The sequence below is a fragment of the Conexibacter sp. SYSU D00693 genome, assembly GCF_017084525.1.
GTDB lineage: Bacteria > Actinomycetota > Thermoleophilia > Solirubrobacterales > Solirubrobacteraceae > Baekduia.
The window spans coordinates 1149685-1170043 of sequence record NZ_CP070950.1; the positions used below are offsets into that span (position 1 = coordinate 1149685).

Sequence of the window (20359 nt, forward strand, 5' to 3'; positions counted from 1 at the left end):
GCGTCCTCCGCGGGCGGTCGTGCGGGTTCGAGCGCGGTGCGTGACGCCTCGTGCATGCATCACATGCACGAGGCGTCACGCAGGACGACCACGCTCCCTGACCCTGTCGATTCCGGTCTGGCACGCCGGAGATGACAGGGTCACGGTCGATCGGGGCCGGATGGACCGCCCGCACGCCTCGCGCACCACCGCAACCGCCGGCTCCCTGCCCTCCCTCACTGCCCGACAGCGACGAACCCGACCTCCACCCGCGGCGGGACGGCGCTCACCCACGGCCGCGCCCGGCCGGGGCTCGCCCCGACGGCGCCGCGGGAGGCCTCTACCGCGTCGTCGCGAAGTGCTGCTCCTGCTCCTCGGCCACCGGGGGCAGCTCGTCGGGCAGGTCCCCGCCCGGGAACTGCTGCCAGGCGTGCTTGCCGCGGCGCTTGCGCAGCCAGTAGTCGACGCGCCCGTGGTTGTTCATCACGTGCCAGGCGGCGATGTGGGTCGAGATGCTCATCGCCGGGATCCAGAAGCGGTCGGCGAGCTCGTCGAGCGGGGCGACGGAGCCGGGCGTGACCTCGGCGGCGACGTGGCCGGCGCCCTCGGCGAGGGTGCGGCGCGCCAGGACGGTGCCGTCGGCGGCGCAGATCTGGGTGTCGCCGAGCGACTGCGTCCTCCACGGGATGAACGGCGCCGCGGGGAAGACGGCGTCGACGGGCCCGACGTGGGCGGCGTAGACGACCGGGGCACCGACGAGGCGGGCGACCTGGGCGGGCAGCTCGCGGTTCTGGCGGACCCAGAGGTCGTGCTCGCGCGCCGCCCACTGCTTGAGGCCGGGCACCTGCCAGTTGCTCGGGAACGACGGCCAGCACATGCCGCCGAGGACGAGGTCGACGCCGCGCAGGCGCTTGGCCGTCCGGTGGCGGCCCCACTCCCAGCCGGAGGCCAGGCCGACGTCGAGGCCGAGCGCGCGGCAGTGGACCTTGCCGTCGTCGTCGCCGCCGCGGTAGTAGTGGTTCTCCCACGCCGACGGGATGTCCTTGTCGTGCAGGTGCGCGCCGCCGTCGGGCTCGGCCATGACGTACGTGCCGTAGGCGTCGTCGCCCCGCCGGGCGAGGAAGCCGCCGCAGACGACGACGTCGAGCTCGCGCGCCAGCCGCGTGAGCAGCTGGAAGGGCGCGCCGTCGACCGGGCGCGTCACGTCGGCCATCCTCGGGCTGTAGACGTTGGGCGAGGTCATCGCCTCGGGGACGACCACGACGTCCGGGCCGTGCTCGCGATGGGCGTCGCGGACGAGGTCCTCGATGCGCTCGAGGTTCGCCTCCACCGCGCCGACCTCGAGCTGGGCCTGGACGGCCGCGACGACGACCGGCTTGCGCGGGCTCACGCGACCACCGCCTCGCGCTCGGCGCTCGCTGTCCCGTCGCACGCGGCGACGGCCGGCTCGGGCATCGCCGCCCGGACGGCGGCCGCCGGCCTGGCGGCCACCTCGGGCCGTCGCGGCGCGTCGGGCCACGCCACGCCCGGATGCTCCGAGCCCTCGACGAGCCGGGTCGAGCGGAACCGCCGGGCGCGGATCTCGGCCCGGACCCGCACGTCGACCGCGAGGTCCGCCGCCGCGCTGCGCAGCGTGGCCGGCAGCGCCCCCGGGCGGTGGCGCAGGTCGTGGGCGACCGCGAGGCGCAGCCCGCGGGCCAGCCGCCCGAGCGGCAGGACGTCCTGCTGGTCGCGCACCCGCTGGAAGACGTCGGAGAGGTCCGGCGAGGGCATCTCCCGTCGCCCGAGGTCGCGCGCCAGCGCGATGAGCACGGGCGACTGGCGCTGGATGCGCGTCTCGCCGTTGGCGAAGTGGTAGGCCGACAGGCACTCCTCGTCGCGCTCCTGCTCGTAGCGGCGCAGGGTCACGTCGAGCGTCCCCGGGTCGTCGAGCACGTCGGCGGCCATGGTCGCGAGCCGGTGGCCCATCCACATCGCGTCGCGCTGGCCCTGGCCGATGACGGGGTCCTTGAAGTGCCCCGCGTCCCCGGCGAGCGCCCAGCCCGGGCCGCTCGACGGGCGGAAGAACGCCGGGACGTCGCCGGTCGAGCGCAGCTTGGAGAGGTTCGTGGCGCCCTCGATGCGCGCCGCCCAGCCCGGATGGCGGCGCAGGAACTCCTGCCACGTCCCCTCGGGGTCCTTGCGCGCCCGGGCCACGTCGGCCGCCGGGCCCATGCACAGCGCGATCATGCGCGGTCGCGGGGCGCTGGGGAACGTCATGCAGAAGGAGGTGCCGTCACGCCACTGGTGCAGGCGCTCGGCGTCCGGCGTGCCCGCACGCGGGTCGTCGAGGTAGCGGAAGACGAGGCCGCGGCCGTTCTTCGAGGCGCGGTAGGGCTTCCACGCCCCGACCCGGGCGGCGATCGTCGACCGGCGCCCGTCCGCACCGACGACGAGCTTGGCTCGCAGCTCGTGCACCTCGCCGTCGGGGTCCTTGGCCACGACGCCCACGACGCGCCCGGCGCGCCAGAGGACGTCGAGGACCTCCCACCCCTCGCGCACGTCGGCGCCGTGCTCGCGCGCGGTCTCGACGAGCGCGGCGTCCTGCATCGGCCGCGGGATGCACCACACGTAGTTCGAGGTGCCGCCGTCCGCGGCGTTCCACGGCTCGCGGATGTGGACCTCGCCGTCGAAGGTGAGGTCGAGCTCGCGGGCGTAGGACGGGTCCTGGGCGGCGATCTTCTCGTAGGCGCCGATGTCCTTGAGGACGTCGATGCCGCCGCCGAAGAGCACGTGCGTCGAGAGCGTGTCGGACGGGAAGGTCGCGCGGTCCAGGACCACCACGTCGCGGCCGGCTCTGGCGAACACGGCAGCTGCGGTGGCCCCGGCGCAGCGGGATCCGACGATGACGACGTCGTGGCGGGACATGCCCCGACGGTAACCAGGTCTGCAGTATGATTGCAAGCAGGTTCAAAGATGAACGTGCCTCCAAACAGCGCTCTGGCGCCTCCCCCCACCCGCGGTGCGCGCCGGGTGGCGCGCACCCGCGCCGCGATCCTCGACGCCGCCGAGGCGGCCTTCCGCGAGGGCGGCTACCGCGCCACGCGCATGGAGGACGTCGCCGAGGCCGCGGACGTCGCCGTCGGCTCGATCTACAACCACTTCGGCGACAAGGACGGCCTCTACCACGCGCTGGCCGAGCGGGCCGTCGAGCTCTTCGCCCGCTACATGGAGGCCGCCTACGCGGCGGGCGAGACGCCGCTGGAGCAGGTCCTGGCCGGTGGCGACGCCTACCTGCGCTTCCACCTCGAGCACCCGGGCGCCTTCCGCTTCCTGGCCTTCGACGGCGTCGAGACCGGCCTCCCGCTGGCCGACGCCGCACTGGCCGCGCGGGTCACCACCGCGATGGAGGAGATCCTCGACACCTTCGAGGCCACGATCCAGGCCGCCATCGACGCCGGCGAGGTGCGGGCGACGCTCGACGCCCGGCAGACCTGCCGCTTCCTGTGGGGCGCCTGGAACGGCGTCGTGGCGCTCGGCCTGCGCGGCGACCGCCTCGGCCTCACCGACGCGACGATCGAGGCGACGATCATGACGGGCCGCCACCTCGTCCTCGAGGGGCTCGTGGACCCCGCGGCGCGCGACGCGCACGGCAACGCGCGGGCGCGGCTCGTGCGGGTGACGAGCCCCGCGGACGCCTAGGCCGGCTCGTCGGCCGGGCCCACGTCGGGCACCGGCGCGGGCTCGGGCGGCTCGCCGCCCGGCGCCTCGACGGCCACCGGACCGCTCGAGGCGACGACCTCCGGGCCCGCGCCCAGCGGGGCCGGACCGCCCGCGCGGGCCTCGCCGGCGCGCAGGAGGCGGTCGCGCAGGTCGGCCTCCTCCTCGGGCGTCGGGTCCCAGCGGGCCGGGTCGGGCAGCTCGTCGAGGGACTTCATCCCGAAGAGCTTCAGGAACAGCGCGGTCGTGCGGTACAGCGCGGCGCCGAACTGCGAGCGGCCGGACTCCTCGATCAGCCCGCGCTCGAGCAGGGTGGCCACCGCCGAGTCGGCGCTCACGCCGCGGATGCGGGCCACCTCGGGCCGGGAGACCGGCTGGAGGTAGGCGACGATGGACAGCGTCTCGGCCTGCGCCGGGGTCAGCGGCGGGGTCCGCGGCTTGGCCAGCAGGCGCCGGGCGGCGGCCTCCGCGTCGGGCGAGGTGGCGAGCGTGAAGCCGCCGGCCAGCTCGCGCAGCTCGATCCCGCGCTCGCCGCGCGCCAGCACCCGGCCGAGCTCGTCGATCGCGTCCTGCAGCTCGTCGTCGTCGACCTCGCAGGCCTCGCGCAGCTCGACGAACGTCACGGGCTCGGAGGACAGGAACAGCAGGGCCTCGACGGTCCGGGTCAGCTCGCCGCTCACGACAGGGCCTCCTGGGCGGCGACGTCGGCGGGGGTCGGGACCTCCCACGTCGGGCGGTCGAGCCTCTCGATGGCGATGTCGCCGAACGGCTCGTCCTGGCGCCAGAGCGCCTCGCCCTGCTTGTAGAGCTCGAGCAACGCGAACAGCGTGACCGCCACCGTCACCCGGTCGGCGCCGCGCACGGCCTCGTCGAACGACGTCGTCCCGCGCCGCAGCAGCGATCGCAGGTGCGCGAGGCGCTCGGCGACCGAGACCCGCGGCACCGTGAGGTGGCGGATCGAGACCTCCTCGGGCAGGCGCAGCAGCGTCCCGATCGCCTCCCCCAGCCGGTCGGGCGCGTAGACCGACTCGACCGCCGACCAGTCGACCCGGCGCAGCTCCTTGGGCAGCGGCGCGCTGCGGAAGCGCACGCCGTCCTCGCGCCCGAGGCGCTCGCGCAGGTGCTCGGCCGCCGAGCGGAAGCGCTTGGCCTCGAGCATCCGCTGCAGCAGCTCCTCCGCCGCGACCTCCGCGTCGACGTCGAGCAGCTCCTCGTCCTCGCGCGGCAGCATGAGCCGCGACTTGAGCTCGAGCAGCGCCGCGATGAGCACGAGGAACTCCGTGGCGAGCTCGAGGTCGAGCTCCCCGCGAGCCTCGAGCACGTCGAGGTAGCTGAGGACGACGTCGGCCAGCTCGACCTCCAGGAGGTCGACCTCCTCCTTGAGGACGAGCGTCAGCAGCAGGTCGAACGGCCCGCTGAAGACCTCCAGGTCGAGCTCGAGCTCGGCGACCAGGGCGGACGGCATGCAGCGCGCAGGCTACGCGCGGGCGCGGACGTTCGGGCCCACGCCCATCAGCGCGCGGACCTCCGCGAGCGTCTGCGCCGCGATCGCCCGCGCCTTCGCGGCGCCCGCCGCGAGGACGTCCTCCAGCGCGTCCTCGTCGGCGCGGATCGCCCCGTAGCGCTCGCGCACCGGCGTCAGGAGCTCGACGACCGCGTCGGCCGTCGCCTTCTTGAGGTCCCCGTAGCCGCGGGCGTCGGCCAGCGACGCCACGACCTCGTCGATCGACGTCCCGCGGGCGACCGCCAGGAGCTCCAGCAGGTTCGAGACGCCCGGCTTGGCCCCCCGGTCGTGGACGATCCGCGGCGGGTCCTCGGAGTCCGTGACCGCCCGCTTGAGCTTCTTCTCGACGACCTTGGCCTCGTCGAGGACGTAGACGCGGCCCTCGTCCGTCCCGCTCGTCGTGGACATCTTCCGCGTCGGCTCCTGGAGGTCCATGATCCGCGCGCCCACCTCGGGGATCCGCGCCTCGGGCACGACGAGCACCTCGCGGTCGCCGGCGAAGCGCGCGTTGAAGCGCTGGGCGACGTCGCGCATGAGCTCGAGGTGCTGGCGCTGGTCCTCGCCGACCGGGACCTCCGTGGCCTTGTAGGCGAGCACGTCGGCGGCCATGAGCACCGGGTAGAGGAACAGCCCGGCGGACACGAGCTCGCGCTGCTGGGCGCTCTTGTCCTTGAACTGCGTCATCCGGTTGAGGTCGCCGTGCGCCGTGACCGCCGTCAGCAGCCACATCAGCTCGGTGTGCTCGACGACGTCGCCCTGGCGGAAGAGGATGCAGCGCTCCGGGTCCAGGCCGGCCGCCAGCAGGATCGCCGCCGTGTCGTAGACGCGCTCGCGCAGCTCGGCCGGGTCGTAGGGCACCGTCGTCGCGTGGAGGTCGACGATGCAGAAGATCGAGTCGCCGCCCGCGGCCTGCGCGCGCTCCTGGGACTCGACGTACTGGCGGATCGCCCCGATGTAGTTGCCGAGGTGCTTGCGACCGGTGGGCTGGATGCCGGAGAAGACGCGCATGAGCGGCGCCGGAGGCTAGTGCGTCGAACGCCCAGCCCGCCCGGTGCATCAGCGCGGGCGCACGACGTACACCGCGCCCGAGTTGCGCCCCGTGGTGTCCGCGTAGCCCGTGCCCGTGAGCACCTCGGCCCGCTTGTCGCCGTCCACGTCGGCGACCTCGAGCCCGTAGCCGCTCTGGTCCTGCCGGCGACCGCCGAGGATGCGCGTCGCCCCGGGCGGCAGCAGCCGCGCGTCGAGGCGCTCGCCGGGCAGCGGCGCCGGCACGACGTACGTCGTCCCCGCGTCCGGCCGGCCCTTCGTCCCCGCCAGGAACGCCCCGACCACCAGGTCGGGCCCCCCGCCGCCCCCCCGGCCGCCGCGGGCGCCCCGCCCCCCCCCCGGGCGCCCCCCCGCCGCCGCGCCGACCACCACACCGGCGCGGTCGGCGGGCAGCGGGAACGGCACGTCCGAGAAGTCCTTGGTCAGCCGCAGCACCCAGACCGCACCGACCCGGCGGCCGCGGACGCTCCCGGCGACCGGGTCGCTGATCGCGAGGTCGACCACGCCGTCGCCGTCCACGTCGCCCACGCCCGCCAGGACGTTGCCGAAGCCGCTGGCCGGCCGCGAGGTCGCGCCGATGAGCTGGACGCCCGCCTCCTGGCCGTCCTCGGCGCCGAGCACGCCGCCGGTGCGCCGGCCGCGGATGAGGTGGACGAGGTTGTCGCCGCCCAGGGCGATCTCGTCCAGCCCGTCGCCGTCGACGTCGCCCACCGCGGTCATGCCGCCGCCCGAGGCCAGGCCGAAGGAGCTGCCGTAGTCGATCTGGAGCCCGTCGGCGGGCGTGAAGGCGTGGAGGTCGAGCGCGCGCGGCCAGGACCGGCGGCCGAAGACGACCCACGCCCCCGTCTCCTCGTCGCCCAGCAGGAGGTCGGCGATCGCGTCGCCGTTGACGTCACCCGCGGCCGTGACCTGCCCCAGGAACGTCTCGTCGCCCTCGCCGAGGATCCGCACGATGCCCTTCGGCGGCCGGCGCAGGTCGATCCGCGAGCGCCCCGCGGTCCCGAGCACGAGGTAGGCGACACCCGCCTTGTCGCGGTCTCCCGCGTCGGCGCTGTCGGCCACCGCCACCCAGTCGGCGCGCCCGTCGGCGTTGACGTCGCCGACGCCCGCCACCGACGCGCCCAGGCGGTCGCCGCGCTGCGCGCCCTCGAGGCGCACGACGTCGCGGGCCCGGTCCAGGCGCAGGACGCGGTCGCGCCGGCCCTCGACGAGGAAGGCCGCGCCGGCGTCGCGCCGGTCGCGCGGGTCGGCCCCGTAGGCACCGACCACGACCTCGTCGTCGCCGTCCTTGTCGAGGTCGGCCACGCGGGAGACGCGATCGCCGGCGACCCAGCCCTCCGGCCCGTCCCAGCGGTGGCGCACGTCGGCGCGGTCGCGCAGGTCGAGCTGCCGCGGCCCCTGGGCCTCGGCGAGCGCGGGCGTCGCCGCGACGAGCGCCAGGGCGGCGGCCACGAGGGCGCGATGGCGGTGCTGGCCGGTCATGGGCAGACCGTACGTCCGCGGATCCGGCGCGCCATCAGGGGTGACCCTGATCCCACCGGCGGGTAGCGGACATCCCGTGGAGCCCGTCAGCAAGACGCCGACCAAGCCGCAGGACTACGCCGCGCTGAGCGCGACGTACTCCGCCCTCGCCGGCGGGCTGCTGCTCGCCGCGCGGGACAAGGGCGAGCACCCGGTCCGCCAGGCCGAGCTGCCGACCCTCGGCCTCGCGACCTTCGCGCTCACCAAGCTCATCACCAAGGAGAAGGTGGAGACGTGGATGCGCGAGCCGTTCCTCGAGGAGACCCCCGACGGCCAGCGCCGGCCCAAGGGGCGGCGCATGCGCTACGCCGTCGGCGAGCTGCTGTCGTGCTCGCGCTGCATGGGCGCCTGGACCTCGCTGGGCATCGTCGGCCTGCGCGTCCTGCGCCCCCGCGAGGCGCGCGTGGTCACCACGGTGCTGGCCACGAGCGCGGTCAACGACTGGCTGCAGACCGGCTTCACGAAGCTCTGCGCGACGGCGAACGTCGCCCAGCAGGAGGCCGACGCCCCGCCGCCCGAGGCGGGCGACGGGAAGGTCGTCGTCGAGGGGCGCTTCAGCCGCGAGGCCGACCGCGGCTAGGCCGCGGCCGCCTCGTCCAGCGCCTGGCGGATGACCGGGCGCTTGGCGGCGCCGGCCTCGTCGAGGCGGCGCACCGGCGTGGAGTACGGCGCGTTGCGCGCGATCTCGGGGTCCTCGGCGGCCTCGCGGAGGATCGCCGCGAGCGCCTCCGCGAACGCGTCGAGCGTCTCCTTGGTCTCCGTCTCGGTCGGCTCGACCATGAGGGCCTCGTCGACCAGGAGCGGGAAGTAGACCGTCGGCGGGTGGAAGCCGTGGTCGAGCAGCCGCTTGGCCAGGTCCAGCGTGCGGATCCCCAGGTCGCGCTTCATCGGCGCGCCCGAGAGCACGAACTCGTGCATGCAGTGCTCGCCGAAGGCCAGCGGCAGGTGCTCGGTCACCCCGAGCTCGCGCAGCTTGGCCAGGAGGTAGTTCGCGTTGAGCACCGCGACCTCCGAGGCGTCCTTGAGGCCCTCGGCGCCCAGCGAGCGGATGTAGGCGTAGGAGCGCACGAAGGTGCCGTAGTTGCCCTGGAAGCCACGCAGGCGGCCGATCGACTTCTCGCCCTCGAAGTCGAGGTCGAAGCGCTCGCCGTCCTTGACGACCTTCGGGACCGTGAGGTACGGCGCGATGCGGTCGGAGACCGCGATGGGGCCGGAGCCCGGACCGCCGCCGCCGTGGGGCTGGGTGAAGGACTTGTGCAGGTTGAAGTGCACGATGTCGAAGCCCATGTCGCCCGGGCGCGAGATGCCCATGACGGCGTTGAGGTTCGCGCCGTCGTAGTAGAGCGTCGCCCCCACGCCGTGGACGATCGAGGCGATCTCCTCGATGCTCGGGTCGAACACGCCGAGCGTGTTCGGGTTGGTGAGCATGAGGCAGGCGACCTCCTCGGTCGCCTTGGCGCGCAGGTCGTCGAGGTCGACGCCGCCGTCCTCGTTCGTCGCGACCTTCACGACCTCGAAGCCCGCGAGCGTCACCGTCGCGGGGTTCGTCCCGTGGGCGGTGTCGGGCGTCAGGACCTTCGGCCGGGTCTCCCCGCGGTCCTCGTGGTAGGCGCGGGTGAGCAGGAGGCCGGCGAGCTCGCCGTGCGAGCCGGCGCTGGGCTGCAGCGAGACGTGCGGCAGGCCGGAGACCTCGCTGAGCGCCCGCTCGAGGTTCCACATGAGCTCGAGTGCGCCCTGGGCGTGCTCGGGGTCCTGCAGCGGGTGCAGCCGGGCGTGGCCCGCCATGCCCGCGACGCGCTCGTGCAGGCGCGGGTTGTGCTTCATCGTGCAGGAGCCGAGCGGGTAGAAGCCCGAGTCCAGGTCGAAGTTGCGCTTCGACAGGTTCACGTAGTGGCGGACGATCTCCGGCTCGGAGACCTCCGGCAGGCGGGCCTCGGTGGTCCGCCGGAACTGCGCGGGCAGCAGCTCCTCGGCCGGGCGCTCGGGGACGTCGAGCTCCGGGCAGCTGAAGGCCTGGCGGCCCGCCTTGCCCTTCTCGAAGATCGTGCGCGTCTCGTCCTGCGGGCGCGACACGACGTGGGTGGCGGCGGTGGTCACGCGGCCACCTCGGTGCCCTGGCGCTCGGCGGCGACGGCGGCGCCGAGCACGTCGGCCAGGCGATCGATGTCGGCCTTGGTGCGCTGCTCGGTGAGCGCGACGAGCAGGGCCGCCGGGTGCTCCTCGAGCTCGCGGCCGACCGCGAAGCCCGGGTTGACGCCCTGCTCCTGGCAGCGGCGGATGACGCGACGCACGCCCTCCACCCCGTCGACGGCGAGGTCGACCGCGAACTCGCGGACGACCGGCTGCTCGTGGGTCGCGGTCACGCCGTCGAGCGCCGTGAGCGCGTCGCGGGCGTAGGCCGTGCGCTGCAGCAGCAGCTCGGCGAGCGCCACGAACCCCTTGCGGCCCAGCCAGGTGAGGTAGACCACGCCGCCCAGCGCGTTGAGCGCCTGCGAGGTGCAGATGTTCGACGTCGCCTTCTCGCGGCGGATGTGCTGCTCGCGCGTCTGGAGCGTCAGCACGAAGCCGCGGCGGCCGTCGACGTCGGTCGTCTCGCCCGCGATCCGGCCCGGCATGCGCCGCAGGTAGGCCTCGGTGGCGGCGAAGAAGCCGAAGGAGGGGCCGCCGAAGTCCAGGCGGTTGCCCAGCGACTGGCCCTCGCCGACGGCGACGTCGACGCCGCACTCGCCGGGCGGCTTGAGGATCGCCAGCGGGATCGGGTCGTACTGGCCGACGACGACCGCCGGGGACGCCTTGGCGGCGCCCGCGAGCGCCTCGGCGTCCTCGACGGCGCCGAGGAAGTTCGGCTGCTGGAAGACGACGGCGCTCGTCTCCATGTCGATCGCGGCGGCCCAGGCCTCCGGGTCGGTCACGCCGTCCTTGAGCGGGACCTCGACGACCTCGGCCCCGAAGCCGTGCGCGTAAGTCCTGAGCGTCTCGCGCGAGTGCGGGTGCACGCCGCGGGAGACGACGATCCGCCGCTTGCCGTTGGCGAGCTTCGCGAGGTAGCCGGCGGACGCGACGGCGCTCGGGCCCTCGTAGACCGAGGCGTTCGAGACGGGCAGGGCGGTCAGCTCGCTGATCGCGGTCTGGTACTCGAACATGACCTGCAGCCCGCCCTGGGAGATCTCGGGCTGGTAGGGCGTGTACGGCGTCAGGAACTCCGAGCGGCTCATCAGCATGTCGATGAGCGCCGGGACGTAGTGGTCGTACATGCCCGCGCCGAGGAAGGTCAGCTCGTCCTCGGCGGAGGTGTTCCTGGCGGCGAGGTCGCGCAGGTGCGTGTAGACGTCCTGCTCGCCCATGCCGGGCGGCAGGTCCAGCGCGCGGCCGAGGCGCACGCCGGCCGGGACCTGCTTGTCGAAGAGCTCCTGGACGGACCCGACGCCGATGGCGTCGAGCATCTCGCGGAGCTCGGAGTCGGTGACGGCGGTGTAGGTGCTCAAGTGAGGGTCGCCTCGTAGGCCTCGCGGTCCAGCAGGTCGTCCTTCTGGCCGGGGTCGGACAGCTTGACCTTCACCATCCAGCCCTTGCCGTACGGGTCGTCGTTGACCGCCTCGGGGCTGTCGCCCAGCTCGGTGTTGACCTCGACGACCTCGCCCGAGAGGGGCGCGATGACGTCGGAGACGGCCTTGACGGACTCCACCTCAGCGTAGGACTCGCCGGCGGTCACGGTGCTGCCGACGTCCGGCGGGTCGAAGAAGACGACCTCGCCCAGGGCGTCCTGGGCGAACCAGGTGATGCCGAAGGTCGCGACGTCGCCCTCGATGCGCGCCCAGTCGTGCTCCGGGTGGTAGAGGAGGTCGTCGGGGTAGCTCGCGTCGGCCATGGGCCGGGCAGGCTAGCGCCCGGACCGGGCTGTTCAACCGCCGCCCGGTCCAACGAGCGGCTTGCTCGCCACCACGGCCGGTCGCTCCTTGCCGCGGACGTCGATCACCAGCTCGGTGCCCTCCGCGGCGCGGTCGGCGGGGACGTAGGCCATGCCGATCCCGACGCCCAGCATCGGCGAGTGCGTGCCGCTCGTGACCTCGCCGCCGCCGACGACCGCGTTGCCCTGGCGGGCGATGCCGCCGCCGGTGAGCTTGAAGGGGACGAGCTTCTCGGTGGGGCCGGCCTCGCGGACGGCGCGCACGGCCTCGGACCCGATGAAGCCGGTGTCCTCCTTGCAGCACCAGCCCAGGCCCGCCTCGATCGGTCCCCGGGAGACCATGAGGTCGTTGCCGTACAGGTGGAAGCAGGCCTCGAGGCGCAAGGTGTCGCGCGCGGCGAGGCCGACGGGGGTGACGCCGCGGCGCAGGAGCTCGTCCCAGACGGCGGGCGCGTCCTCGGGCGCGAGCAGGAGCTCGACGCCGTCCTCCCCGGTGTAGCCCGTGCCGGCGACGAACATCCGGCGGCCGCAGACCGTGCGCTGGGCGACGGTGAAGCGCGGTGGCAGCGGGGCGTCGGCCATCGCCTGGACGACCTCGCGGGCGTTCGGGCCCTGGACGGCGAGCATGGCGAAGTCGTCCAGCGCGTCGGTGACCGTCGCGTCGAAGCCCTCCGCGTGCTGGCGCAACCAGGCCAGGTCCTGCTCGTGGTTGGCCGCGTTGGTGACCGTGAGCCAGCGGTCGGGCGCCAGGCGGTAGGTGAAGAGGTCGTCCAGGACGCCGCCCTCCTCGTTGCACAGCACGGAGTACTGCGCGCCGCCCACGGCGACCTTCGAGACGTCGTTGGACAGCAGCCGCTGGAGGAGCTCCGCGGCCTGCGGGCCCTCGGTGACGACCTGCCCCATGTGCGACACGTCGAAGACGCCCGACGCCGTGCGGGTCGCGCGGTGCTCGCCGAGGACGCCCTCGTACTGCACCGGCATCTCCCAGCCGGCGAACGGCACGAGACGCGCCCCGGCGTCGACGTGGCGGTCGTAGAGCGGAGTGCGGCGGAGGTCGGTGGCAGCGCCCATGTCCGGCACGCTACTCGCGCGCACCGGGAGGACGGGCGGTGCCTAGCTGTCCTGGGAGGTCTTCGTCGGCCAGGCCTGGACGAGGAAGTCCTTGAGCAGCTCGTCCTGGTCGGCCTGGGTGGCGACCTCGAGCTTCTCGATGTGGACCTCGAGGTCCTCGCGGCTGATGTCCTGCATGCGGAGACTCCTTGGATCTGCGACAGCCCGCTCCCTCAAGCGGGCCGCGGCATTGTGGCACCCCAAGGGGTCGTCACGCATCAGCTCATCGCTGAGCGGCGTGTCAGCGCAGGAACGGCGGGATGTCGATCTCGTCGTCGGAGATCTCGAGCGAGGAGCGCTCGCGGTCCGCGCGCGGGACGCGGTCCGGGCGGGGCGGGCGGGACGGATCGCGCGAGGGCTCGGACGCGCGCGCGGGCGCCGCGGCCGTGCGACCCCGGCCGCCGCGGCGGTCGAAGCCCGTGGCGATGACGGTGACGCGGACCTCGTCGCCCAGCGTGTCGTCGATGACCGAGCCGAAGATGATGTTCGCCGTCGCATCGGCGGCGCCCTGGACGATCTCGGCCGCCTCGTTGATCTCGAAGAGGCCGATGTCCTTGCCGCCGGTGATGTTGAGCAGGATGCCGGTGGCGCCCTCGACGCTGGCCTCGAGCAGCGGGCTCGAGATCGCGGCGCGCGCGGCGTCGGCGGCGCGGCTCTCGCCGCCGCTCTGGCCGATGCCCATGAGCGCGCTGCCGGCGTCCTGCATGATCGTGCGGACGTCGGCGAAGTCGAGGTTGATGAGGCCCGGGATCGTGATGAGGTCCGTGATGCCCTGGACGCCCTGGCGCAGGACGTTGTCGGCCTCGCGGAAGGCCTCGAGGATCGTCGTGCGGCGCTCGACGATCGACAGCAGCTTCTCGTTCGGGATGACGATGAGCGTGTCGACGACCTCGCGCAGGCGGGCGACGCCCTCCTCGGCCTGCTTCATGCGCTGCGTGCCCTCGAAGGAGAAGGGCTTGGTGACCACGCCGACGGTCAGCGCGCCGATCTCGTTCTTGGCGATCTCGGCGATGACGGGCGCGGCGCCCGTGCCGGTGCCGCCGCCCTCGCCGGCGGTGACGAAGACCATGTCGGCGCCCTTGAGCGCCTCCTTGATGTCGTCGCGCGACTCGGCGGCGGCGCCGAAGCCGGTCTCCGGGTTGGCGCCCGCCCCCAGCCCCTTCGTGAGCTCGTGGCCGATGTTGAGCTTGATGTCGGCGTCGCACATCTGCAGCGCCTGGGCGTCCGTGTTCGCGGCGATGAACTCCACGCCGCGCAGGCCCGCGTCGACCATCCGGTTCACCGCGTTGGTGCCGCCGCCGCCGACGCCGACGACCTTGATGACCGCGAGGTAGCTGCCTGTGTCCATGAGAAGGGGAAGTCTTTCCGTCCGGACCCTCGACTACGGATCGAGGGTCGTCTGTGGGCGCACTGGGGGTGCCCGGAGCACTGCACGGTACGCACCGCTTCGCGCGAGTGTCAACGAGCCGGACAGCACGCACGATACCTTGCAGCGTGCAGGGGTTCTCGACCCGAGGTCGAGGGTCGGGCGCCTCCGAAGGCTCGAGTGCAGGTCGAGGGTCTAGGGCGTGGTGGGCGCCGTCGGGGCGGCCGGCGTGGTGACGCCAGGCGTGGCCGCCGACTGCGCGTCGGCCTCCGGGTCGGTCTGGCTGAGCGGGTCCTCCAGGCCCCCGGCGGCGGGCCGCTCGGGGGAGCGCAGGTCGAGGTAGGTCGCGCCGCGCGAGCCCGCGTCGGCCAGCACGCGGGAGGCCGAGAGCCACTTCGCGGCGAGGCGGTCGGTGCCGCCGAAGCGCAGCGCCGGGCCGTCCTCGAGCTGGAGGGTCAGGCCGGCGGGGCCGAAGAAGGCGCGCGAGACCTTCGGGCGCAGCTGCGGGGGCGCGGCGGCCAGCGCGCGGATCGCGGCGCCGGCGCGCTGGTCGGTGATGCGGTCGCCGACCGGCGGGGTCTTGAGCGTCACGACCGCGAGCTCGCGGCGGGCGGCGCCGCGCAGCAGCGTGCCGTCGCCGGCGACGAGCGTCCTCTCGCTGCCCGACTGCACGGCGGCGACGGGCGTGCGCTCGTGCACGTCGATGCGCAGGCCGTGCGGGAAGTCCGTGGTGACCGTGAGGCCGTGCACCACCGAGTAGGGCTCGACGATCGACCGCAGCGCGCCCTCGTCGACGTGCAGCGTCGTCATCTCGCGCGCGGCGGCCTTGAGGTCCCGGGAGAGCCGGCCGGCCTCGGGCCCGGTCAGCCCGGTCACCTGCACGTCCTCCACGGCGACCAGCGACGAGTCGCGGACGACGAGGAACCCGCCGCCGAGGAGCCCGAGGGTCAGCGCGAGGCCGAGGAGCAGGCGGGGCTTGGCGATCCGACGCACCGTCTCCCCGTTCGACACGCCGCCTGCCGGTCCTGCGTGCGAAGCGGGGGACTGTCCCCTTCTTCGCACTACGGGTCCTGCGTGCGAGGCGGGGGACTGTCCCCTTCTTCGCACTACGGGTGCCGCGTGCGAAGCGGGGGACTGTCCCCTTCATGGCGTCCGTGCGTCCCGCTCGGGCGTCGGGTCGGGCTCGGGCGGTGGCTGTCTTGCAGTGAGGAAGCGAGAGGACACGCGATTGCGGGGCTCGCGAGGCGGTCTCGCGGGTTCCAGCGCCGTGACCCTGTCGATTCCGGCGTCCCAGACCGGGGATGACAGGGTCACGCTCGCTCGGGCCCGAACGGCCGGCTTCAGGGACGGGGACCGCGCTACGCGGCACAACTCCGCGAGGTCGGCCGCGACCGCCCGCGGCGGGCCACGCAGCGGCCGGCCCCTTCTCCTCCTCGGTGCCGACCGGCGACCGCCCCGCACCACGCCCCCGCGAGAGCGGAGTTCCACGGCCTGCATCGCCCAGCACCTCGCGGCCTCCCGCCCCGACGGGGTCTGTCCCCATCACGGCGGCCGCAGCCCTCCGCGCCCCGACGGGGTCTGTCCCCATCACGGCGGCCGCAGCCCTTCCCGCCCCGACGGGGCCTGTCCCCACCATGGCGGCCGCAGCCTTCCGCGCCGCCGGCCGCGGCTACGGTGTCCGCGTGGAGCTGGCGCAGTGGACGACGCTCCGGCTCGGTGGGCCGGCGAGGCGGGTCGTGGAGGCCGACGGCGAGGACGCGCTGGTCGCCGCGGTGCGCGAGGCCGACCGGGCGGGTGACCCCGTGCTGGTGCTCGCCGGCGGGTCGAACGTCGTCGTGGCCGACGAGGGCTTCGACGGGACCGTCGTGCGGGTGCTGTCGCGCGGCGTCGTGCGCCGGACCGGCGAGCACGGCCGCGCGCTGCTCGAGGTGGAGGCCGGCGAGCCGTGGGACCCGTTCGTGGCGCGCTGCGTCGCCGACGGGCTGAGCGGCGTCGAGGCGCTGAGCGGCATCCCCGGGTCGGTGGGCGCGACGCCGATCCAGAACGTCGGCGCCTACGGGCAGGAGGTCCGGGAGACCGTCGCGACGGTCCGCGTGCTCGACCGCCGCACCCACGAGGTGGCCGACCTCTCCGCCGCGGCCTGCGCCTTCGGGTACCGCACATCGCGCTTCAAGCGCGAGCCGGGCCGGTGGGTCGTGCTGCGCGTGACCTTCGAGCTCGAGCCCTCCGCCCTCTCGCGTCCCGTCGCCTACGCGGAGCTCGCGCGCCGGCTGGGCATCGCGATCGGGGAGCGCGCGCCGCTGGCAGACGTGCGCGAGGCGGTGCTGGCGCTGCGCCGCGGCAAGGGCATGGTCCTCGACCCCGCCGACCCGGACGCGACGTCGGCGGGCTCGTTCTTCACGAACCCCGTGCTCGACGACGAGGCGTTCGCGGTGCTGCGCGAGCGGGCGGCGCCCGACGAGCCGCCGGCCTGGGAGCAGGACGACGGCACCGTGAAGACCTCGGCCGCGTGGCTCATCGAGCGGGCCGGGTTCACGAAGGGCCACGGCGACCCGGCGGGCATCGCCATCTCCTCGAAGCACACCCTGGCGCTGACGAACCGCGGGGGCGGCTCGACGGCGCAGCTCGTCGCCCTGGCTCAGGAGGTCGCCGGCGGGGTGCGCGAGCGCTTCGGCGTCGACCTCGTGCCGGAGCCGGTCTTCGTCGGGCACCGCTGGGACCCGGTGCCCGCCGCGCGCTAGGTGGCGAGCTCGCGCGCGAACCGCGTGACGTCGCCGGCGCCCATCACCAGCAGGACGTCGTCCTCGCGCAGCTCGCGCTCGAGCACCTCGCGCGCCGCCGCGAAGTCCGGCGCGAACGTCCCGCCGAGCAGGCGGCCGTCGACGCCGGGGAAGTCCTCGGCGCGCTCGCGGGCCGGGTAGACGTCGAGCACGACCGCGAGGTCCGCCGTCGCCAGGGCGGCGGCGAACTCGCGGTGCAGCTCCTGGGTGCGGGAGAACAGGTGGGGCTGGAAGACGGCGAGGACCCGGCCCGCCTCGAGCGTGCGGGCGGCGGCGATCGTCGCCGCGACCTCCGTCGGGTGGTGGGCGTAGTCGTCGACGACGAGCGCACCCGAGCGGTGGCGGCCGACGCGCTCGAAGCGCCGCCCCGCGCCGGTGAACGACGCCAGCGCCGCGGCCGCCGCCTCCGGGTCGGCCCCGGCGTGCGCGGCGGCCTCCAGGGCGAGGGCGGCGTTGGCGGCGTTGTGCGCCCCGGGGACCTCGAGCGCCACCGGCACCCCGCGCCAGGTGAAGCGGCTGCCGCCCGGGACCAGCTCGACGTCCGCGGGGGCCACGACCTCCCCGTCGAGCGCCACGCCCGGCGAGAGGACGACGCGCTGCGCGCCGGCGGCGAACGCGGCGTAGACGGCCTCGAGCTCGGCTAGCGAGCCGTAGGTCGCGTGGTGGTCGAGCTCGACGTTGAGCACCGCGGCGAGCTCGACCTGCAGGCGCAGCATCGAGCGGTCCGACTCGTCGGCCTCGACGACCAGCCACTCCCCCGTTCCCCAGTCGGCGTGCTGGCCCGTCGAGCGCAGGGCCCCGCCGATGAGGTAGCCCGGACCGAGCCCGCAGCCGAGCAGGACGTGCGCGGCCATCGACGTCGTCGTCGTCTTGCCGTGGGCGCCCGCGATCGCGATCGTGCGCTTGAGGCCGCTGAGCTCGTGCAGGAGCTCGGCCCGCGGCACCGCGCCCGGGACCCGCTCGGGGTTGTCGGCCGGGACGGCGCTCGAGAAGACGACGTCGGCGCCGTCGGGGACGTTCTCGCGCGCATGGCCGACGTGGACCTCGACCCCGAGCGCGCGCAGGCCGTCCAGGGCCGGCGAGGGCGCGCGGTCCGAGCCCGAGACGGTCGCGCCGAGCTGGACCGCGACGCGCGCGTAGCCCGACATGCCGGCGCCGCCGACGCCGACGAAGTGGATCCGCCGCCCCGCCCACGGGCGATCCGCCGGAGCGCTCATCGCAGCCCCGCCGCGCGCAGCACCTCGCGGGCGATGTCGCGCGCCGCGTAGGGCCTGGCCAGGGCGCCGCTGGCGGCGCCCATCGCCAGCAGCCGCGCCGGATCGGCCAGGAGCGCCTCGACCTCGGTCCGCAGCCGCGCGGCGTCGAGCTCCGCGTCCGGCACCAGCACCGCCGCGCCCGCGTCGACCATCCACCGCGCGTTGGCGGTCTGGTGGTCGGCCGTCGCGTGCGGGTACGGCACGAGCACCGCCGGCTTGGCGTGCGCCGCCACCTCGAAGATCGAACCGCCGGCCCGGGCGACGACGAGGTCGCAGGCGGCCAGCGCGTCACCGAAGGGCGCGATGTAGTCGCGCAGGTCATAGCCCGCCGGCGGGGGGTCGCCCAGGCGCGAGCGCAGCAGCGCGAAGTCCCGCCTGCCACAGGCGTGCAGGACCTTGAAGTCGGCGCCGGCCAGGCCCTCGACCGCCGCCTCGTTGATCGAGCGCGCGCCCAGCGACCCGCCGAAGACCAGGACGCAGGTGTCGTCCGCAGCCAGGCCGAAGCGCGCGCGGGCCGCGCCCACGTCGGTCTGCGGCGCCGGGACCGGCCGGCCGAGCACCCGGAAGCGCTCGCCCTCCAGCCCCGCGATCGGGAAGGCGAGGCAGACCCGCCGCGCCCAGCGCGCCAGCAGCCGGTTCGAGACGCCCAGGTGCGAGTCGGCCTCCGTGAGCACGAGCGGCACGCGCCGGCGCACCGCCGCCGCCCCCGCCACGCCGGCGACGTAGCCGCCGCCGCCCATGACCGCCGCCGGCCGCAGCTCGCCCAGCAGCCGCGAGCAGGCCGCGACCGCGCCCCCGGCCCGCAGCACCGCCCGGGCCGCCTTCAGCGGGTTCGAGCGGCTGATGCCCTCGACGCGGACGCGCCGCAGCTCGTAGCCGGCCTCGGGGACGAGCTGCGCCTCGGCGCGCTCGCCGCCCACGAAGACGACGCGGACGTCCGCCTCAGCCCGCAGCGCGTCGGCCACCGCGAGGGCCGGCACGACGTGCCCCGCGGTCCCGCCTGCTGCGATCACGATCGTCGGCGTCTCGGTCACTGCGGCGGGATCCTTGCGGAACGACCTTGAGGTGCGCGTGCCCGCCGCGGGCGATGTTCAGCAGCACGCCCATGGACGCCAGCAGGACGATGAGGTTCGTCGAGCCGTAGGAGATGAACGGCAGCGGCACGCCGGTGAGGGGCGCGAGGCCCAGGACGGTGAAGACGTTGAGCGTCGCCTGGCAGAGCACGAGCGACGTGAGGCCTGCGGCGACGAGCTTCGCGTAGGTCCCGCGGGCCGCCTTGGCGACCCGCAGGCCGGCGTAGGCCAGCAGGCCGTAGAGGAACAGCAGCGCCAGGACGCCGACCACGCCGACCTCCTCGCCGACGATGGCGAGGATGAAGTCCGTGTGGGCCTCGGGCAGGAAGAGGTTCTTGGCCTGCGACTCGCCCAGGCCGCGCCCGAAGAAGCCGCCGGACCCCAGCGCGATCTGGCCCTGGACGGACTGGAAGCCCTCGTCGGCCGCGTGCGCCCACGGGTCGAGGAACGTCATGAGTCGGTCGCGCCGGTACGGCGCGCTCAGGGCGTAGAGCAGGACCGCGAAGGCCCCGGCGCCGGACGCCATGCCGAGGATCCGCAGCGGGACGCCGGCCGCCACGAGCAGCGCCATGGTGGTGAAGGCGATCACGAGCGCCGTCCCGAGGTCGGGCTGGGAGGCGATGAGGACCATCGCCATGCCCGCCACGACCGCCAGGGGCACGAGCTCGCGCGGGGTGCGCGCGCGCCGCGGCCGCTCGGCCAGGAGCTTGGCGCAGTAGAGGACGAGCGCGAGCTTCATGAGCTCGGAGGGCTGGAACTGCAGCGGTCCCGGCCCCATCCAGCGCCGCGCGCCGTTGATCTCGACGCCGATGCCCGGGACCTTCACGAGCACGAGCAGCGTGAAGGCCAGCGCCAGGAACATCCCGGTGAGCTTGGGCAGCAGCCGCAGGTCGAGCCGGGCGACGACGTACATCGCCGCGAGGCCGATCGTCCCGCGCAGGACGTACTGGACGAGGTAGTGGGTGCCGTCGCCCTGCTCGCTCAGCACGGAGCGCGCGCTCGAGGCGCTGAAGACCATCACCGCGCCGGCGGCGAGGAGGCACAGGATCGCCGTGAGCAGGATCCGTTCCTCGACGGTCTGCTCGGCGGCGGGGCGGCGGCGGAACCCCATCAAGCC

Annotated in this window: 19 protein-coding genes; 3 read left to right on the forward strand and 16 right to left on the reverse strand. The window is 74.7% G+C overall.

The window, feature by feature from the left end:
• Positions 1–319: 319 nt before the first annotated feature.
• Both JUB12_RS05805 and JUB12_RS05810 read right to left on the reverse strand, forming a co-directional pair.
• On the reverse strand, positions 320–1369 hold the full coding sequence (locus tag JUB12_RS05805) for a carbon-nitrogen hydrolase family protein (RefSeq protein ID WP_205698679.1): 1050 nt from the start codon (positions 1367–1369) through the stop codon (positions 320–322).
• Positions 1366–2886 (reverse strand): NAD(P)/FAD-dependent oxidoreductase, encoded by a 1521-nt coding sequence (locus JUB12_RS05810; RefSeq protein WP_205698680.1) that lies wholly within the window; start codon positions 2884–2886, stop codon positions 1366–1368. The genes JUB12_RS05805 and JUB12_RS05810 overlap by 4 nt, the downstream gene beginning before the upstream one ends.
• Before the next feature lie 105 nt (positions 2887–2991).
• On the opposite strand from JUB12_RS05810, the gene JUB12_RS05815 reads away from it, so the two are divergent.
• A complete protein-coding gene (locus JUB12_RS05815; protein ID WP_241004431.1) occupies positions 2992–3660 on the forward strand; it encodes a TetR/AcrR family transcriptional regulator in 669 nt (222 codons plus the stop codon).
• Here JUB12_RS05815 and scpB read toward each other — a convergent pair.
• Genes scpB through JUB12_RS05835 form a run of 4 tightly spaced genes read right to left on the reverse strand, consistent with a single transcriptional unit; the run spans position 3657 to position 7711 of the window.
• A complete protein-coding gene (scpB, locus tag JUB12_RS05820) occupies positions 3657–4358 on the reverse strand; it encodes an SMC-Scp complex subunit ScpB (RefSeq protein WP_241004432.1) in 702 nt (233 codons plus the stop codon). The genes JUB12_RS05815 and scpB overlap by 4 nt on opposite strands.
• Positions 4355–5143 (reverse strand): ScpA family protein, encoded by a 789-nt coding sequence (locus tag JUB12_RS05825; protein ID WP_205698683.1) that lies wholly within the window; start codon positions 5141–5143, stop codon positions 4355–4357. Before JUB12_RS05825 ends, scpB begins: the two co-directional genes overlap by 4 nt.
• A 12-nt stretch (positions 5144–5155) precedes the next feature.
• On the reverse strand, positions 5156–6190 hold the full coding sequence (gene trpS / locus JUB12_RS05830; RefSeq protein ID WP_205698684.1) for a tryptophan--tRNA ligase: 1035 nt from the start codon (positions 6188–6190) through the stop codon (positions 5156–5158).
• A 48-nt stretch (positions 6191–6238) separates the two neighbouring features.
• Positions 6239–7711, reverse strand: coding sequence for an FG-GAP-like repeat-containing protein (locus tag JUB12_RS05835; protein WP_205698685.1), 1473 nt, complete (start codon positions 7709–7711; stop codon positions 6239–6241).
• Between the two features lie 76 nt (positions 7712–7787).
• Between JUB12_RS05835 and JUB12_RS05840 the strand changes: the two genes are divergently transcribed.
• Entirely contained in the window at positions 7788–8330 is a 543-nt protein-coding gene (locus tag JUB12_RS05840; RefSeq protein ID WP_205698686.1) for a DUF1360 domain-containing protein, read from the forward strand.
• Here the strand turns inward: JUB12_RS05840 and gcvPB are convergent.
• The 7 genes from gcvPB to JUB12_RS05870 all read right to left on the reverse strand — a co-directional run bounded on the left by gcvPB (position 8327) and on the right by JUB12_RS05870 (position 15126).
• On the reverse strand, positions 8327–9847 hold the full coding sequence (gcvPB, locus tag JUB12_RS05845; protein WP_241004433.1) for an aminomethyl-transferring glycine dehydrogenase subunit GcvPB: 1521 nt from the start codon (positions 9845–9847) through the stop codon (positions 8327–8329). The genes JUB12_RS05840 and gcvPB overlap by 4 nt on opposite strands.
• Entirely contained in the window at positions 9844–11235 is a 1392-nt protein-coding gene (gcvPA, locus tag JUB12_RS05850) for an aminomethyl-transferring glycine dehydrogenase subunit GcvPA (protein WP_205698687.1), read from the reverse strand. Before gcvPA ends, gcvPB begins: the two co-directional genes overlap by 4 nt.
• Positions 11232–11618, reverse strand: coding sequence for a glycine cleavage system protein GcvH (gene gcvH / locus JUB12_RS05855; protein ID WP_205698688.1), 387 nt, complete (start codon positions 11616–11618; stop codon positions 11232–11234). The genes gcvPA and gcvH overlap by 4 nt, the downstream gene beginning before the upstream one ends.
• A 33-nt stretch (positions 11619–11651) precedes the next feature.
• The gene (gene gcvT / locus JUB12_RS05860; RefSeq protein ID WP_205698689.1) at positions 11652–12728 is read right to left on the reverse strand and encodes a glycine cleavage system aminomethyltransferase GcvT; all 1077 of its coding nucleotides are present in this window, start codon (positions 12726–12728) and stop codon (positions 11652–11654) included.
• A 42-nt stretch (positions 12729–12770) separates the two neighbouring features.
• Complete coding sequence (locus JUB12_RS22200) at positions 12771–12905, reverse strand: hypothetical protein (protein WP_256436572.1); 135 nt, start codon at positions 12903–12905, stop codon at positions 12771–12773.
• Positions 12906–13008: 103 nt separating this feature from the next.
• A complete protein-coding gene (gene ftsZ / locus JUB12_RS05865) occupies positions 13009–14115 on the reverse strand; it encodes a cell division protein FtsZ (protein WP_205698690.1) in 1107 nt (368 codons plus the stop codon).
• A gap of 213 nt (positions 14116–14328) precedes the next feature.
• Entirely contained in the window at positions 14329–15126 is a 798-nt protein-coding gene (locus tag JUB12_RS05870; RefSeq protein ID WP_205698691.1) for a cell division protein FtsQ/DivIB, read from the reverse strand.
• A 641-nt stretch (positions 15127–15767) separates the two neighbouring features.
• Between JUB12_RS05870 and JUB12_RS05875 the strand changes: the two genes are divergently transcribed.
• On the forward strand, positions 15768–16874 hold the full coding sequence (locus JUB12_RS05875; protein ID WP_205698692.1) for a UDP-N-acetylmuramate dehydrogenase: 1107 nt from the start codon (positions 15768–15770) through the stop codon (positions 16872–16874).
• Here JUB12_RS05875 and murC read toward each other — a convergent pair.
• From murC to ftsW, 3 genes are read right to left on the reverse strand one after another with little or no spacing between them, the layout of a single operon-like run.
• Positions 16871–18130 carry a UDP-N-acetylmuramate--L-alanine ligase gene (gene murC / locus JUB12_RS05880; protein ID WP_205698693.1) on the reverse strand — a complete coding sequence of 420 codons (1260 nt, stop codon included), beginning with the start codon at positions 18128–18130 and terminating at the stop codon, positions 16871–16873. The genes JUB12_RS05875 and murC overlap by 4 nt on opposite strands.
• Positions 18127–19149, reverse strand: a complete 1023-nt coding sequence (locus JUB12_RS05885; RefSeq protein WP_241004434.1) for a glycosyltransferase — start codon at positions 19147–19149, stop codon at positions 18127–18129. The genes murC and JUB12_RS05885 overlap by 4 nt, the downstream gene beginning before the upstream one ends.
• The gene (gene ftsW / locus JUB12_RS05890) at positions 19112–20353 is read right to left on the reverse strand and encodes a putative lipid II flippase FtsW (protein ID WP_205698695.1); all 1242 of its coding nucleotides are present in this window, start codon (positions 20351–20353) and stop codon (positions 19112–19114) included. The genes JUB12_RS05885 and ftsW overlap by 38 nt, the downstream gene beginning before the upstream one ends.
• Positions 20354–20359: the final 6 nt, after the last annotated feature.